13 protein-coding genes are annotated in these 14,369 nt (G+C 55.6%); 9 read left to right on the plus strand and 4 right to left on the minus strand.

Annotation, left to right across the window (positions count from 1 at the left end):
* The first annotated feature begins 477 nt into the window (after positions 1-477).
* The 3 genes from FIV00_RS05880 (at position 478) to FIV00_RS05890 (ending at position 2,058) form a co-directional block, all read left to right on the plus strand.
* Positions 478-1,287: an N-formylglutamate amidohydrolase gene (locus tag FIV00_RS05880; RefSeq protein ID WP_152499870.1), complete on the plus strand. Its 810-nt coding sequence runs from the start codon at positions 478-480 to the stop codon at positions 1,285-1,287.
* Between the two features lie 47 nt (positions 1,288-1,334).
* A complete protein-coding gene (locus tag FIV00_RS05885; RefSeq protein WP_152499871.1) occupies positions 1,335-1,631 on the plus strand; it encodes a DUF1244 domain-containing protein in 297 nt (98 codons plus the stop codon).
* Between the two features lie 154 nt (positions 1,632-1,785).
* Entirely contained in the window at positions 1,786-2,058 is a 273-nt protein-coding gene (locus tag FIV00_RS05890; RefSeq protein ID WP_152499872.1) for a DUF2312 domain-containing protein, read from the plus strand.
* An 88-nt stretch (positions 2,059-2,146) separates the two neighbouring features.
* On the opposite strand, the gene FIV00_RS05895 is transcribed toward FIV00_RS05890, so the two are convergent.
* Both FIV00_RS05895 and FIV00_RS05900 read right to left on the minus strand, forming a co-directional pair.
* Entirely contained in the window at positions 2,147-3,880 is a 1,734-nt protein-coding gene (locus FIV00_RS05895; RefSeq protein ID WP_371419579.1) for a DUF882 domain-containing protein, read from the minus strand.
* Positions 3,881-4,171: 291 nt separating this feature from the next.
* Positions 4,172-5,719: a sigma-54 dependent transcriptional regulator gene (locus FIV00_RS05900; RefSeq protein ID WP_173005894.1), complete on the minus strand. Its 1,548-nt coding sequence runs from the start codon at positions 5,717-5,719 to the stop codon at positions 4,172-4,174.
* 188 nt (positions 5,720-5,907) lie between these two features.
* Here FIV00_RS05900 and FIV00_RS05905 point away from each other — a divergent pair, with 188 nt between their 5' ends.
* From FIV00_RS05905 to FIV00_RS05925, 5 genes are all read left to right on the plus strand, one after another.
* Positions 5,908-7,734 (plus strand): M3 family oligoendopeptidase, encoded by a 1,827-nt coding sequence (locus FIV00_RS05905; protein ID WP_152499874.1) that lies wholly within the window; start codon positions 5,908-5,910, stop codon positions 7,732-7,734.
* 11 nt (positions 7,735-7,745) lie between these two features.
* The gene (locus FIV00_RS05910) at positions 7,746-8,663 is read left to right on the plus strand and encodes a DUF3445 domain-containing protein (protein WP_152499875.1); all 918 of its coding nucleotides are present in this window, start codon (positions 7,746-7,748) and stop codon (positions 8,661-8,663) included.
* A gap of 81 nt (positions 8,664-8,744) precedes the next feature.
* Positions 8,745-10,124, plus strand: coding sequence for an AarF/ABC1/UbiB kinase family protein (locus tag FIV00_RS05915; RefSeq protein WP_152499876.1), 1,380 nt, complete (start codon positions 8,745-8,747; stop codon positions 10,122-10,124).
* Between the two features lie 149 nt (positions 10,125-10,273).
* Positions 10,274-10,555, plus strand: a complete 282-nt coding sequence (locus FIV00_RS05920; RefSeq protein WP_152499877.1) for an aa3-type cytochrome c oxidase subunit IV — start codon at positions 10,274-10,276, stop codon at positions 10,553-10,555.
* A gap of 89 nt (positions 10,556-10,644) precedes the next feature.
* Entirely contained in the window at positions 10,645-11,316 is a 672-nt protein-coding gene (locus tag FIV00_RS05925; protein WP_152499878.1) for an RluA family pseudouridine synthase, read from the plus strand.
* A gap of 16 nt (positions 11,317-11,332) precedes the next feature.
* Here FIV00_RS05925 and FIV00_RS05930 read toward each other — a convergent pair whose 3' ends face one another.
* Positions 11,333-12,184, minus strand: a complete 852-nt coding sequence (locus tag FIV00_RS05930; protein WP_209006828.1) for a tetratricopeptide repeat protein — start codon at positions 12,182-12,184, stop codon at positions 11,333-11,335.
* Positions 12,185-12,352: 168 nt separating this feature from the next.
* Positions 12,353-12,580 carry a 30S ribosomal protein S21 gene (gene rpsU, locus FIV00_RS05935; RefSeq protein WP_008188883.1) on the minus strand — a complete coding sequence of 76 codons (228 nt, stop codon included), beginning with the start codon at positions 12,578-12,580 and terminating at the stop codon, positions 12,353-12,355.
* A 389-nt stretch (positions 12,581-12,969) separates the two neighbouring features.
* On the opposite strand from rpsU, the gene FIV00_RS05940 reads away from it, so the two are divergent.
* Positions 12,970-14,367, plus strand: coding sequence for an MATE family efflux transporter (locus FIV00_RS05940; protein ID WP_173005895.1), 1,398 nt, complete (start codon positions 12,970-12,972; stop codon positions 14,365-14,367).
* The last annotated feature ends 2 nt before the right edge of the window (positions 14,368-14,369 follow it).

Genomic DNA, 14,369 nt, shown 5'->3' on the forward strand with positions numbered 1-14,369 from the left:
CCAATACGTGCCCGAGACCCACCCTGGTACCGTTCCCCAACCTTAAACATATGCAGTCGTTCACTTTGCTGCTTTACAGACATTCGCTTTTTGCGTGGACAAGGGGGTCTTGTCAACGTCGTTAACAGGATACGGATGGCTTTCGCCCAGACTTAATCCCGCAACCGTCCCATGAAAATTGCCCGAAAGGACGATTACCCCACCTATGAAGTCAAAAATGGGGCGGGAACATGGCCGTTGCGACCCTGATAGAGGTTAGCCATCAATAAACCGTATACAAAGCAGGTCTTTCCTCAGGAAAGCTCCTGAAAACAAAGCTGTTTTCCGTAACACATCCATTTGCTGGATCTAGGGGTGACGGTTCTGTCGATTCGGACGGAGGACAGATTATTATTCAGGCTTGGTTCCGGAACGAGATTGCCTTAAACCTGTCCGCCTGCGCCTGCAGACGCCTTCAGATTTTCCACGACGCGAGAAATGATAGAAACAGCAGCCGAGGCTGGCGAAGCTTTTCAGCCAACAGAATACATTCCTGGGGACCTCAGTTCCGGCCTTTTGCTCTTGTGTGACCATGCGCGCAATACAGTGCCCCCGGGCTATGGCGACCTTGGAGTTCCCGCTGAACAGTTTCGGCGGCATATCGGCTACGACATCGGAGCACGCGCCGTTACCCTGGAACTTGCCAAACGTCTGGCAGCACCTGCCTGCCTGACGACATTTTCACGCCTCTTCATTGATCCAAATCGCGGTGAAGACGATCCGACACTGATCATGAGATTATCAGACGGCGCGGTCGTGCCGGGAAACGCTGACGTTGACGCGGCTGAAAGATCATTTCGCATCCAGGCATTCCATGAGCCCTATCACAGCCTCATAGATGACACGCTCGATGCCATGAAAGCCGTGTCACCTCCGCCGGTGGTGGTGTCGATCCACAGTTTCACGCCCGTCTGGCGCGGCGTGCCGCGACCGTGGCATGCAACGGTTCTGTGGGACTGTGATCCGCGTGCGGTCAAGCCCATGCTTGCCGGATTGCGTGCTCAAGATGACCTCGTCGTCGGCGACAATGAACCCTATGACGGGGCTCTCAAAAACGACACAATGTATCGGCACGCAACGCGAAACGGTCTTGCCCATGTGTTGCTTGAACTGCGGCAGGATTTGATCGCCGACGACAATGGCGCCAAGGAGTGGGCCGGTCGTTTGGAGCCAACGTTGCGCGCAATCGCGCAAATGCCGGATTGCCGGAAGATTCAACATTTCAAATCGCGCAGCGACACGGACTGAGCGTGGCGGATTTGGCTTGAACTTGAACATCAAGGGAGGTTTGCATTATGGACGAACAGACAAAACTCGAGCTTGAAGCCGCTGTGTTCCGGCGTCTCGTCGATCATCTGCGCGGCAGAACCGATGTTCAGAACATCGATATGATGAACCTTTCGGGTTTTTGCCGGAACTGCCTTTCCAACTGGTATCAGGATGCGGCGGCAGAGAAGGGACTGCCGATGGAGAAGGCGGATGCGCGCGAGATTGTTTACGGCATGCCCTATGACGAATGGAAGTCCAAGTATCAGACCGAGGCAAACGCTGAACAGAAGGCGGCTTTTGAAAAAAGCAAACCTCAGCACTGATCGATGGTGTCATTGCCCGCCATTCACCGCTTGACGGACATCACCGAGTCTGGCAGGGCACACGAAATTTTCATGAACTCCGGCAGGCAATCTAATTTCGTCTTTCCGGGAACACACAGACTGTGAAGAAAAATCAAGAAGGAGAACCAAGTTCATGTCCGATCCGGGTGGAGTAGCAGCGGATCAGCTGCGCGCATTTGTCGAGCGTATCGAGCGGTTGGAAGAAGAGAAAAAAGTCATCTCTGATGACATCAAGGACGTCTACGCCGAAGCCAAGGGTAACGGATACGATGTGAAAATTCTGCGCAAGGTTGTCTCACTTCGCAAGAAGCAACCTCATGAGCGTGAAGAAGAGGAAGCGGTGCTGGACCTCTATATGCATGCGCTTGGCATGGCCGGGCCGGCAGGGCCCGAATCTGAAGGTTGATTTGACGGCAGGTGCATAGCCCGCCACGACGAAAATGAGCGGCCTTTGGGCCGCTCTTTTTTTTATTGGTTGAGAACTGTCTGAAGTTCTAACGTGCAAAGCGCACGGGAAGCACAACCACTGCCGGACCATCGAAGCGGTCAGTTCTAAGCCCACCATAAGGCGCACGATCAAAGCTCGAAGAGACGAAACGGTTGCCCGGCATCATGACGTTTTTCAAGGCGCGCTGGTTGGGATGGCTTAGTGACGCAAAGGCCTGGTGACGGGTGGTTCCTGCACCTGACAAAAGTGTAGACCCCGATTTGTCGGGCAGGCTGGCGAACCCGGCCAGAGGATCCACGATCTGATCGCGTGGAATGCGTCCTGACAACGAGGGCTGTGCCGGCGCCGGCTGGTCTGGATTGGACGATTGAGGGCGCGCTTCAGCCTGGCGTTGACCGGTGATAGATGGTCTCAAGGATCGGCTCAATGCAGGCGGTGTCGCACTTGCCGAAGCATAAGCCAGTGTTGTTTCAGGTCGTGGTGCAGGCGAAGGCGAAGGAACTCTGGTTCCGGTGGCGGCCGCGATAGCCGCAACAGGGTCTGTTACAGGAGCTGCGGCAGGAACCGGAATTGAGCCGGTTGTTCCCAGAGTTGCTGCTGCAACCTGCGCGGCCTCACTGAGGCCCTGATCAGGTTTTTGAGACGGTGTGCGCGCGACCTGGAAACGGTTGTCGATTGCCGCGTTGGTCGGCAATGGCTGGCCATTTTCGATCGCAATGCGTTGCGCGTCCAAAGTATTTGCAGTGGGAGCTGCGGTGCCAATTGCGGCAGGTGGTATAGGTTCGTCGATACCGGGCTTGAACGTCGGTGCGGCGCTTGCAACGAGCACTGGCGCAGTCGGTTCAGGTTGTTGCTCTTCCAGCACTTTTCTGGCCGGCACTGGCGGGTTTTTCACCACGGGTGAAACGGTGGCCTGTGTCGGCGTGCTGCGCTGGTTGCCAACAGCTCCCGGACGTGCGGACCTGTTGCTGTTGTCATTGTCGCCACCGAACAGACTTGCGAACAGATTGCCGCCCCCGGACGTGTTGCGCTCCTGGCCGGCCGCCGGGATCGGAGCGCCAGGTTTCGTCAGGTTCTGGTCTCTTGTGCTAGACCGGCTCTGACCGGAGGAGGAGCGGTTGTTCGACGCGACAATGGTTGGCCGAGACGGTCTCTTCTTGCCGGATTTGGCTTCCGCAAGTGCGATCTTGTAACCCTTAAGCGGTTTGCCGTCTGAGGGAATATGCAGCGTCTTGCCGCTTGGGAAAACTTTGGCCAGTTGTGACCGGCTCATCTTCGGCCAATGCCGAACCCGGCCGGTGTCCATATGAACAAAGGGCGATCCAGAGCGTGGATAATACCCGACACCACCGATTTCCTTGCGCAGACCGGCTGCTCTCAGCTTGGCAAGATTGACGCCTGGAATATAAAAATCCATCGCTTTGCCGAGCGTGTGCTGGCTGTTTCTTGCCACACCCGACGAACGCTTGCGGAGCATGTTGTTGGTCGCCGGTGAACGGTAACTCGAGACGACATAAATGTGGTCCCGCGCGCCGACCTTCCGATAGACTTCCCAGACCAGGTCGAGGAGTTCCGGATCCATCTTGATGATTTCATTGCGCCGCCAATCGCGCAAGAAACGGTTTGCCTCACGCAATCCAGCAGGAAGGTAGCGGCCGTTTTTCTTGAATGTGATGGAAACGCGTTCTTTGGTGTGCGTGTTGTAGAGTTTAAGTGTGCGGGTTTCGGCCTGTGCAGCAGGCACCAGGCAGGCAGACGCAATAGCAAGCGCGCCTGCAATCTTCGCGGCACGTCTCAGCCATACGGCGGCGTTGAAACCAACTAACCGTTTACGCAATCTCTATCTCGCCGTTTTCGAGGGCTTGCGCCCATCCCGTGCTCCCCAGCAGGAGGGATTATTAGCTGCTGCAGGTTAAGAAGTTTTTACCCTAAATCCGCTTGTTTGATAATCGTGGCAGAAATGCAACGATGCAAGTGTGAAGAGGGTAAAATCCTCCGGTCGCGCTGGATAACCGGAGAATGCGTCAAAAAATCGTCCAAATCTATTCAGTTGTCCTTGAGTTGCCTCAAGTCAGGCTGCGGCATCTTTGCCGCCCTCTTCCAATCCGTATTCCTTGAGCTTGCGATAAAGCGTGGAGCGCCCAATTCCGAGTCTTTTGGCGACTTCCGTCATGCGTCCGGAATAGTGATTGATGGCTGCGCGAATCAGCTCTTCCTCTATGTCCGTGAGTTTTCGCACATGACCTTCCTTGTCCAGGTTGCGCATGAAGCCGAACGGCGCAACCTGTTCGAATGCTGATGGTTGTGCGGGCGGAGGCGCTGAACTGTTTGCCGCAGCTGCACTCACCGGCGTGGTGGATATCGCAGGCGGAATGTCGGAGAGCGCAGATGCCATCAAGGTTCCTGACGGCGCCAATGGCTGGTCTGCAGCAGAGGCGACCTGCGGAAAGTCATTTATTGTGAGCTGGGCACCGTCGCACAGGACGACGGCACGGAAGACAGCATTTTCCAGCTGCCGGATATTGCCCGGCCAGTGATAGGCCTGAAGAAGCTCCAGAGTTTCAGGTGTCACGCCCGCGACCTGAGGTTTGCCTTCTTCAGCTGCAAATCGAGCGAGAAAATGCCGTGTCAGGGCTGGAATGTCTTCACGTCTGTCGCGCAGCGGGGGTATCCAGATCGGAAAGACATTCAAACGGTAGTAAAGATCTTCCCGAAAAGCGCCTTCCTTGACCTGGTCGACCAGGCGTCGGTTGGTTGCTGAAATCAGCCTGAAATCCACTTTGACGGGTCTGCGGGCGCCAATGGGGTCAATTTCACCTTCCTGGATTGCGCGAAGCAGTTTCACCTGCACATCCTGCGGCAGTTCACCAACCTCATCGAGGAAAAGCGTGCCGCCATGCGCTTCCTGGAATTTGCCGACATGTTTGTCGACGGCACCCGTAAAGGCTCCTTTTTCATGTCCGAACAAAATGGACTCCACCAGATTGTCCGGAATAGCGCCGCAGTTGACGGTCACCAGCGGTTTTGACTTGCGGTCGCTGGAACCTTGAATCGCGCTGGCAATCATCTCCTTGCCGACGCCGCTTTCTCCCTCAATCAGAATGGGAATATTCGAAGCAGCAGCGCGTTTGCCCAGATTGATGACACGTTCCATCGCGGCTGATCGTGTGACGATGTCTGCGAAAGTCAGCGTTCCGGAGGCCTGCTTTCTGAAACGGGTGATCTCGCCCTCAAGTGCAGATGTCTTGAGGAGATTGCGAATGGAAACATTCAGGCGTTCCGGCGCAACCGGCTTAACAGCAAAATCCTGAGCACCAGCATTCATGACCGATACAACCGTATCGATGCCGCCATGCGCTGTCTGGACAATGACCGGCGTTGCGATCTTGTCTCCTCGCAGGCGTTCGAGCACACCCAGGCCATCCAGTTCGGGCATGACCATGTCCAGAATGATCAAATCGATCTCACCGGCTTCCGGACCGGTCATGATGCGAACCGCCTCAGCACCGTTTTCCGCTGTTTTCGAGCGGTAGCCGAATTTCTTGACGGCTTCCTGTAGCAGTCTGCGCTGAATGGGATCGTCGTCAACGATAAGAATTTTGCCGCTGATTGCTTGCATTGCGTGCTCTGATCGCCCTGAATTGTCTCGTTTCGAGCCATTCTGGTCGCAATTGGGTAAACAAATCGTCCAAGTGAAGGTGAAAAAGTTTTCCTTTTCCGATTGCAGGGTTGGGCCTGGCGCGCCTAATTAGTCAGGAGGGCATTTTCATTGCCTGCATCTTTGGCCGACCGTTCCCGGAGACACTCATGCCTTTCCCGACACCCGTTTTTGCCTCTCAGTCTTCAGCAGCGGCTGACCTTGGCTCCCTTCCGGAGTGGAACCTGAGCGATCTTTATCAAGCGGTGGATGCACCTGAAGTCTCAGCGGATTTGAAAGAGAGCCTGGATCGCGCAAAAACCTTTGAGGCTTCCTATAAAGGCCGGCTCGCGGAAATGGCCAAGAACAATGTGCCTGCGCTGGTCACTGCCATCCGAGCTTATGAAGATCTTCAAGACTTGATGGGACGCCTGATCTCGTTCGCTGGCCTGGTTTATGCCGGTAACACCGTCGATCCCGTTTCACAGAAATTTTATGGTGATGTGCAGGAACAGATCACGACTGCCAGCTCGCATCTGCTGTTTTTCACGCTTGAATTGAATCAGGTTGAGGACGCTGTCGTCGAAACAGCTCTTCGGGACCAACAGCTTGCGCATTACAGACCCTGGATTGAGGATCTGCGCAAAGACAAGCCGTATCAGCTGGAAGATCGCGTCGAGCAATTGTTTCACGAAAAATCTGTCACCGGGAGCAGTGCCTGGAACCGGTTGTTCGATGAGACCATGGCGTCTCTCACGTTCAAGGTCGACGATCAGGATCTCACCATCGAGCCGACACTCAATATGCTGGTGGACCCCTCTGCGGACACGCGTCGCAAAGCGTCTGAAGCGCTGACCGCCACTTTCAAGGCAAATCTTGGAACCTTCACCTTGATCACCAACACCTTGGCCAAGGACAAGGAAATTTCAGATCGGTGGCGTAATTTTTCCGATATTGCCGACAGTCGGCACCTGGCCAACCGGGTGGAGCGAGATGTCGTCGAGGCGATGGTTGCTGCTGTTCGCGATGCCTATCCGCGCCTGTCGCATCGGTACTACAAGCTGAAGGCCAAATGGCTCGGCATGGATCAGTTGAACACCTGGGACCGCAACGCGCCGCTGCCTGACGCCGATACACGTGTGATTTCCTGGGACGAAGCCAAACAAACCGTGCTGTCTGCTTACAGCGCGTTCTCGCCTGATATGGCAGACATTGCCGGTCGATTTTTCGACAAGAACTGGATTGATGCACCCGCGCGCTCCGGTAAAGCACCGGGAGCTTTCGCACACCCGACAGTGCCAAGCGCGCATCCTTATGTGCTGCTGAACTATCAGGGCAAGATCCGCGATGTCATGACACTTGCCCATGAACTCGGTCACGGGGTGCACCAGGTTCTGGCAGGGCCAAACGGTGCACTCATGGCGCCGACACCATTGACGCTTGCTGAAACCGCAAGTGTCTTTGGTGAAATGCTGACGTTCAAGTCCTTGCTTGCAAAGGCTTCCGATCCGCAGACGCGAAAAGTGATGCTGGCGTCCAAGGCGGAGGACATGATCAACACCGTGGTGCGGCAGATCGCGTTTTACACGTTCGAGCGCAAGGTGCACTCCGAACGGCGCAATGGCGAACTGACTTCAGACAAGATCGGCGAGTTGTGGCTTTCCGTGCAGGAGGAAAGCCTCGGTCCGGCAATCAAACTGAACGAGGGCTATGAAACCTACTGGACCTATATCCCTCATTTCATTCATTCGCCGTTCTATGTTTACGCCTATGCCTTTGGCGACTGCCTCGTGAACTCGCTCTATGCCGTTTATGAAGAAGCGGAAACGGGCTTCCAGGAAAAGTACTTTGATCTGTTGAAAGCTGGTGGCACCAAGCATCATTCCGAATTGTTGGAACCTTTCGGACTGAGCGCAGCTGATCCCGACTTCTGGAAGAAAGGCCTATCCGTCATAGAACGGATCATCGATGAACTGGAAGACCTCGATAGGGCCTGAGGCAAAGTGCATTGACGGAAGAACGATCTGTCCACTTTCAGCACCGGCCTTATGACGGGACCAGTCAGCCATTTACGGTTGGATTGAAGCCCGTTTCAGAAAAGGATTGGCTCGAAACCGATCCGTTTCTGGCGTCGCACCTTGCCGAAAAGGACAGATTGTTCGCAGAAAGGCCCGATGATGTTTTTCGGGCTGAGCCCGATACGAAGGCTGCGCAGACCGAGGTGCTTGATCTCGTTCTTGACCATCTAAAGCGCTTTCACAGCGGCACACATGATGTTCATTCAAGCGGTGTGAGGATTCCTGCCGCCGGACGCCGGATAAACCACGCAGATCTTCCGGCATTGAAAACAGCATCCTTGATGGTTCAGGAGGATCTTGTCCTCATGCGCCCGGGAGAGAACGGCTACCGCCTTGTTGCGGCATCATTGTGCTTCCCGTCTTCCTGGTCGCTGGGACAAAAGTTCGGACTGTCGATGGCTGATATCCACGAGACTGTGCCCGATTTCAACGGCGCGCGCATGGGCCAGATGGTGGCGCGCCTTTTTGACAACCTTAAGCCGGGACAACTTCTTTGCAGGTTCAACTGGTCAGTCTATCCGGATGAGAAGCTCTATCATCCAGGTGCGCATCATATTGAGGTGGCAGATACCGCGCGGGTTCTGGCGTCGCTTTTCCTGCGAGTTGAAAGGCAGACCCTTCGGCGCTTGCCTGGATCGGGCGATATCCTCTTTACGATCAAGATCCATCATGACCCGATGGCTGCACTCCAAAGCCATGCTAACTGTTCAAACGTTGCCAGTGGGCTCTCAAGGCAGTTGCTGGCGTTGAGCAACGAACAATTGCGCTACAAAGGACTGCATACTTCGCGAGATGCACTTGTCGCTGCCTTGCGCAATGTCTCCGAACGTCTGCGGCATTCTGACTGATCTTGCCGCTGGATATTGGCGGCGAGATACATATTTAGTCCGAATACACTTTGTTGAGCCAACCGGGGAGAGCCCTGCAAGATGCCGCCGTCCAAAGACCGTGAAAGCAATCGCTTCAGTGCCAGAGTAGGGCGCTATGCCAAGGTTGGTACGAATATGGGCGGGATTGCAGCCAAAGTTGCGGGTGCCCGATTGTTCGGAATGGAGCTCGACAACGCCAAGAATGCGGCCGAGCTGGCTGAAGCGCTCGGTGGCCTCAAAGGGCCGTTGATGAAAGTGGCGCAGCTGTTGTCCACCATTCCCGACGCATTGCCGCCGGAATACACAACTGAACTTGCCAAACTCCAGGCAAGCGCGCCTCCGATGGGCTGGGCATTCGTCAAACGGCGGATGCGGGCCGAGCTTGGCGCGGACTGGCAGAGCAGGTTTGCCGAATTCGGCCGTGAACCTGCCGCCGCGGCTTCGCTTGGGCAGGTTCATCGTGCTACCGCGCATGACGGCCGCGTACTTGCCTGCAAACTGCAGTATCCGGATATGGCCTCGGCAGTGGAAGCCGATCTCAAGCAACTTCAGATGCTGTTTTCGTTGCATCGCCGCATGAGCCCGGCCATTGATACGCGGGAAATCGCCAAGGAAATCAGCGCGCGTGTTCGAGAAGAACTCGACTATGGCCGCGAGGCTGCTCATATCGCGATGTACCAGGACATTTTGTCAGAAAGCGAAGATATCAGGGTCCCGAAGGTCGTAGACGACCTGTCGACGGGTCGTCTGCTGACGATGGGCTGGTTGACCGGCAAGCCGCTCCTTGAGTTCAAGGAACATAGTCTGGAAGACCGCAATCATCTGGCCAGGACAATGTTCCAGGCCTGGTGGCATCCCTTCAGTCATTTTGGTGTCATTCACGGCGATCCGCATCTGGGTAACTACACGGTTTTTGAACAGGACAGCACACCTGCGGGCATCAACCTCCTGGACTACGGTTGCATCCGTATCTTTCCGGAAGCCTTTGTCGAAGGGGTGGTCGAGCTCTACCGTGGGCTGCTTGAGGAAAACAATGACCGCGTGGTCGCTGCGTACGAGCGGTGGGGCTTCACAAATCTCAAGAAGGAGGTCATTGAAGTTCTGAACATTTGGGCTCGTTTCATCTACGGCCCGCTTTTGACGGATCGCGTGCGCTCGATTGCCGATGGTGTTTCTGCCGCAGAATACGGCCGCAAGGAAGCTTTCCGTGTCCATTCCGCACTCAAGGAACTTGGACCGGTCACCGTACCGCAGGAATTCGTCTTCATGGACCGTGCCGCAATCGGACTGGGTGGTGTGTTTCTGCATTTGCGAGCGGAACTGAATTTCTTTGAGTTGTTCAATGAGCAGATCGATGGTTTTGAGGCCGCAACCGTGCGTGCTCGACAGGACCGTGTGCTGGGTGCGGCAGGCCTTGCGAATGAAACGCATGCTGCCTGAGCCGACGGTGTTCGCCTGGAAAGCTCCGGCAAGACCAACCGGTCAAAGAGTCGCGTCTGAGAGGCGAATAATGCAATTCAGATCATTGCCGAGTGCACAGGCTTTATTGTATGTAGACTGCCGACTAAAGATTTTTTCTGGGGAACTTCATGTCTGACGAAAACGCACCTGCAATGGACTACGATGCTCACGAGCGGACGTACGAGGGGTTCATCAACTTCTCGAAAGTCGGCACGATCGCATGTCTGAACGTCGTGTTGTTGCTGATCCTTTTCGGCTTTGGCGGCACGACTGCTGTTGTATTCGGCTGGTTGATGCTGATCGCGACAATCGTTTCTTCCGGAATTGGCCTGGCCCTGGGTGCTTCAGGTTGGATCCCACCAACCGTGGTTTTCGTCCTGACAGGTATCCTCGCGATTCTGACTGTCTGACGGATCGTCGACCCAGACACTGTGTCGGTATTCAAGGCGCGGCCACAGCCGCGCCTTTTATTTTTGGTTGAGACCTGATTGCACAGCTCATGAATCTGCCTGTTCCGACAGCGTTTCACTATAAGCCTCCGATGAGCCCTTATCTTGAGGTGCTTCATGTCGATGCGGAGTTGCTTGTCGTGAACAAGCCGAGCGGTCTGCTCAGTGTTCCGGGAAAAGCGCCGGAGCACTCGGACTGCATCGAGAAGCGGGCGCGGGAGGCGCATGATCAGTCCCGTATCGTGCACAGGCTGGACATGGATACATCCGGCGTGATGGTTCTGGCCATGAATGGCAAGTCCCATCGGCATCTCGGCTTGCAGTTTGAGAGACGGAAAACCGAAAAGACCTATGTTGCGGTGGTGTGGGGCCATGTGCTTGAGGACACGGGAGAGGTTGATCTGCCGCTAATTTGCGACTGGCCCAACAGACCCAAACAGATGGTCAGTTTCGAACATGGAAAACCGGCGCAGACACGATGGCAGGTTCTTGAGCGCGACGCGCAGACAACGCGTCTGCGCCTCTTTCCCCTGACGGGGCGCTCACATCAGTTGCGGGTTCATATGCTCTCGCTCGGCCACCCGATCATCGGAGACAGGTTCTATGCATCGGATGAAGCCTTGAACGCCTCAGACCGTCTGGCGCTTCACGCTGAAAGCCTGACTTTGCATCACCCGGCGAATGGCGAGCGGGTCACGTTTCGTGCCGAATGCCCATTTTAGGAAAACGCTGCGACAATCAGCTTCCGACGCGGCCCAGGCCTTCGCGGGCAACCTGGTTCGAATTGTCCAGTGTGATCGCGCGGGTATAGTTCCGCCGAGCTTCCTTTGGCTTGCCGAGCATTTCCTGCGCAAGGCCGCGATTGGCCCAGGCAATTGAAGAATCCCGGTCAAGATTGACGGCCATGGAAAGGTCTGAAAACGCCGTGGTCGGGTCGTTTACGGCAATATAGGAAATGCCGCGCGCGGTATAAGGCGCACTTGCCTTCGGGTTCAGCCCGATTGCCGTTGCGAAGTCTTCGATGGCCTGAGGGTGCTGGTTCTGCGCCTGATAGATCAGACCTCTGTTATAAAACGCACGCGCATCGCTGCTGTCGCGGGTGATGACGGAGTTGAAATCTGACAGGGCAGCGGAAAAATTACCCTGCTGCCGATAGATGTTGCCGCGACCGACATAAGCGACATCGTAGTCCGGCTTGATATTGATGGCCCGCGTATAATCGGAAACAGCTTCCTGATTGCGGCCCATGCGACGATAGACAAGTGCCCGGTTCGCGTATGTCTGATAGGACTGCGGATTAAGCTGCAGGGCCCGGTTGAAGTCTTCGACAGCGTTGTCGAGCTTTCCGGCCTGGCCGTAGGCGATGCCGCGCGTGCTGTATGCGCTGGCGTCGGACGGATTGGCCTCGATCACCGCTGTCAGTGACGCGATGTTGGTTGCCGATCCGGCTGACTTGTTCACGGGAACGTTGTTATAGACACTGGACGTGTTGCAGGCGGCCAGAAACGTAGCCAGGCTCAGAACAATGGCATGTGGCAGAAAGTTGCGCATGCGGCACATATGATCTCTTACAGTCAAGCGATAAACCATGCCGTTCTTCTGCCTCCAATTGGGCGGGAGTATGGCTAACGATCTCCGTGCGGCCGGTGTCCAGAGCAATCTCTCGATAAACGCCAAAAAGCCGACCGTGACATCGGCCGGCCTTACGGCAGTTTATTGAGATCGGCAGCGCCTGCTGCCAAATATGCTCAAGCCGGTTTAGCGGCGAGCGGACTTGCCCGGAAGCAAGCCTTCACGCTGTGCCCGTTTACGAGCCAGCTTGCGAGCGCGGCGGATAGCTTCAGCTTTTTCGCGCGCTTTCTTTTCAGACGGTTTTTCAAAATGACCGCGAAGTTTCATTTCACGGAAGATGCCTTCGCGCTGCATCTTTTTCTTAAGCGCCTTCAGCGCTTGATCGACATTGTTGTCGCGAACCAGAACCTGCACGCGTTTTTTCCCGTTTTCGATGCGCCGCGGCCGTTCCGCAGCAAGAATGGACTATGATTTAAGCAAGGTCTCGCCAACAAGATTTGCGTTCGGGCTGAACACACGCATGTAACGCTCATATACGCCCTGCAGGGCTAAGCATTCACAAGTGCAAAGAAGCCTGATCGCCGCTGACGCGTCGCTCACTTTGGTGCGCTTGATACCAGAGCCCGCTGCGCCTGTCCACAGTCATTCGAAAAGAAACAGGTTCCGTGGCGGACTTTTGCGCCTGTAGAGGCTGCGAAGAATTGTAGACAGTCTCTGATTTGAGGATTACTGCTGATTGGCTCTCATTTTCAAGATCTCTATTCCAGAAGAGCATCCATCCAGCCCTGTTTTTGGAGGAAACAATGGCGCGGCCAGCGTCCGGGGTCCCCGATTCGGCAACAAATCAGTCTTTGTGGCGCAGCGATATTCTGCCAACGCTGGCGCTCGGCCTGCCATTGGCCGGAGCGCAGATTGCCCAGATGGCGATCAACACAACGGATGTGTTGATGATTGGCAGACTGGGCGCTCAAGAACTTGCCGCCTCAGTGCTTGCCTTCAATTTCTACATGTTGCTGTGGTTTTTCGGCATGGGTTTGCTGCAAGCGGTGATTCCACTGGCTGCACGCGCTCGCGGCCAGCGCAAATTGCGGGATCTGCGCCGGGCCGTGCGCATGGGCTTCTGGATTTCGGTGCTCTTTTGCATTCCGGTCTGGTGCATTCTGTTTTTCACGGAATCGATCCTGCTGCTTCTGGGGCAGGATCCGGAACTGGCATACCTGGCCGGGCACTATATGCGCTATCTGCAATGGACGATGTTGCCTGCTTTGCTGATCATGGCCGTGCGCGGGTTTTTAACCGTCATGGAGCGCACGCAGGTTGTGCTCTGGGCGACAATTGCCGGTGCCGTCGTCAATGCGATTGCCGATTACCTTCTGATTTTCGGTGAATTCGGTTTTCCTCGACTGGAGCTTGTTGGCGCCGGCATTGCCTCCGTCTTCAGTGCGACCACAACCTTCCTGTTCCTGCTGGCCTATGCCGTTTGGCATCCAAAATTGCGCCGCTACAACATCATGGGCCGTATCTGGCGCTCGGACTGGCCCGTCTTTTTCCAGATCGTTCGACTGGGTACACCAATCGCGTTGACGATCATCGCTGAAGGGTCGCTGTTTACCGCATCGTCGATCATGATCGGATGGCTGGGTACACTTCCGCTGGCCGGACACGGTATTGCGCTGCAAATTGCCTCAATAACCTTCATGGTTCCTGTAGGTCTGTCGGTCGCAGCCATGACCCGCGTCAGCCTTGCGGCCGGTCGAGGCGATCACGCAGGTGTCGGCAGGGCCGGATGGACAGCGCTTTGTACGACAGTCGCCTTCATGGGCTGCTTCGCTGTCGCGTTCTGGACCATTCCCGAAATTCTGGTCGGGTTTTATCTGGATCTCAGCGACCCGGAAGCCAACGAGGTCCTTCGCTACGGTGTTTCGTTCCTGCTGGTGGCGGCGCTGTTTCAGTTGGCCGATGGTGGACAGATTATCGGCGTCAACAATTTGCGCGGACTGGGCGATACTACAATCCCGCTGTTTTTTGCACTCTTCGGCTATTGGGTCGTTGGTATCAGCCTGTCCCTTGGCCTTGGTTTTGTCGCCGGTTGGGGTGGTGTTGGCGTCTGGTGTGGGTTGGCGGGCGGACTGGCCTCAGTCGCGATTCTCGCAAATCTGCGCTTTGCAAAGCGGGAACGGCTCGGCCTGGTGACTTTTTGACC

The sequence above is a fragment of the Labrenzia sp. THAF82 genome (assembly GCF_009363435.1).
GTDB classification, from domain to species: Bacteria; Pseudomonadota; Alphaproteobacteria; order Rhizobiales; family Stappiaceae; genus Roseibium; species Roseibium porphyridii.

Excerpts from the sequence above, each read along its gene's own strand:
- FIV00_RS05880 (WP_152499870.1), top strand. The coding sequence starts at position 478 with ATGATAGAAACAGCAGCCGAGGCTGGCGAAGCTTTTCAGCCAACAGAA.
- FIV00_RS05885 (WP_152499871.1), top strand. The coding sequence starts at position 1,335 with ATGGACGAACAGACAAAACTCGAGCTTGAAGCCGCTGTGTTCCGGCGT.
- FIV00_RS05890 (WP_152499872.1), top strand. The coding sequence starts at position 1,786 with ATGTCCGATCCGGGTGGAGTAGCAGCGGATCAGCTGCGCGCATTTGTC.
- FIV00_RS05900 (WP_173005894.1), bottom strand. The coding sequence starts at position 5,719 with ATGCAAGCAATCAGCGGCAAAATTCTTATCGTTGACGACGATCCCATT.
- FIV00_RS05905 (WP_152499874.1), top strand. The coding sequence starts at position 5,908 with ATGCCTTTCCCGACACCCGTTTTTGCCTCTCAGTCTTCAGCAGCGGCT.
- FIV00_RS05915 (WP_152499876.1), top strand. The coding sequence starts at position 8,745 with ATGCCGCCGTCCAAAGACCGTGAAAGCAATCGCTTCAGTGCCAGAGTA.
- FIV00_RS05920 (WP_152499877.1), top strand. The coding sequence starts at position 10,274 with ATGTCTGACGAAAACGCACCTGCAATGGACTACGATGCTCACGAGCGG.
- FIV00_RS05925 (WP_152499878.1), top strand. The coding sequence starts at position 10,645 with ATGAATCTGCCTGTTCCGACAGCGTTTCACTATAAGCCTCCGATGAGC.
- FIV00_RS05930 (WP_209006828.1), bottom strand. The coding sequence starts at position 12,184 with ATGGTTTATCGCTTGACTGTAAGAGATCATATGTGCCGCATGCGCAAC.
- FIV00_RS05940 (WP_173005895.1), top strand. The coding sequence starts at position 12,970 with ATGGCGCGGCCAGCGTCCGGGGTCCCCGATTCGGCAACAAATCAGTCT.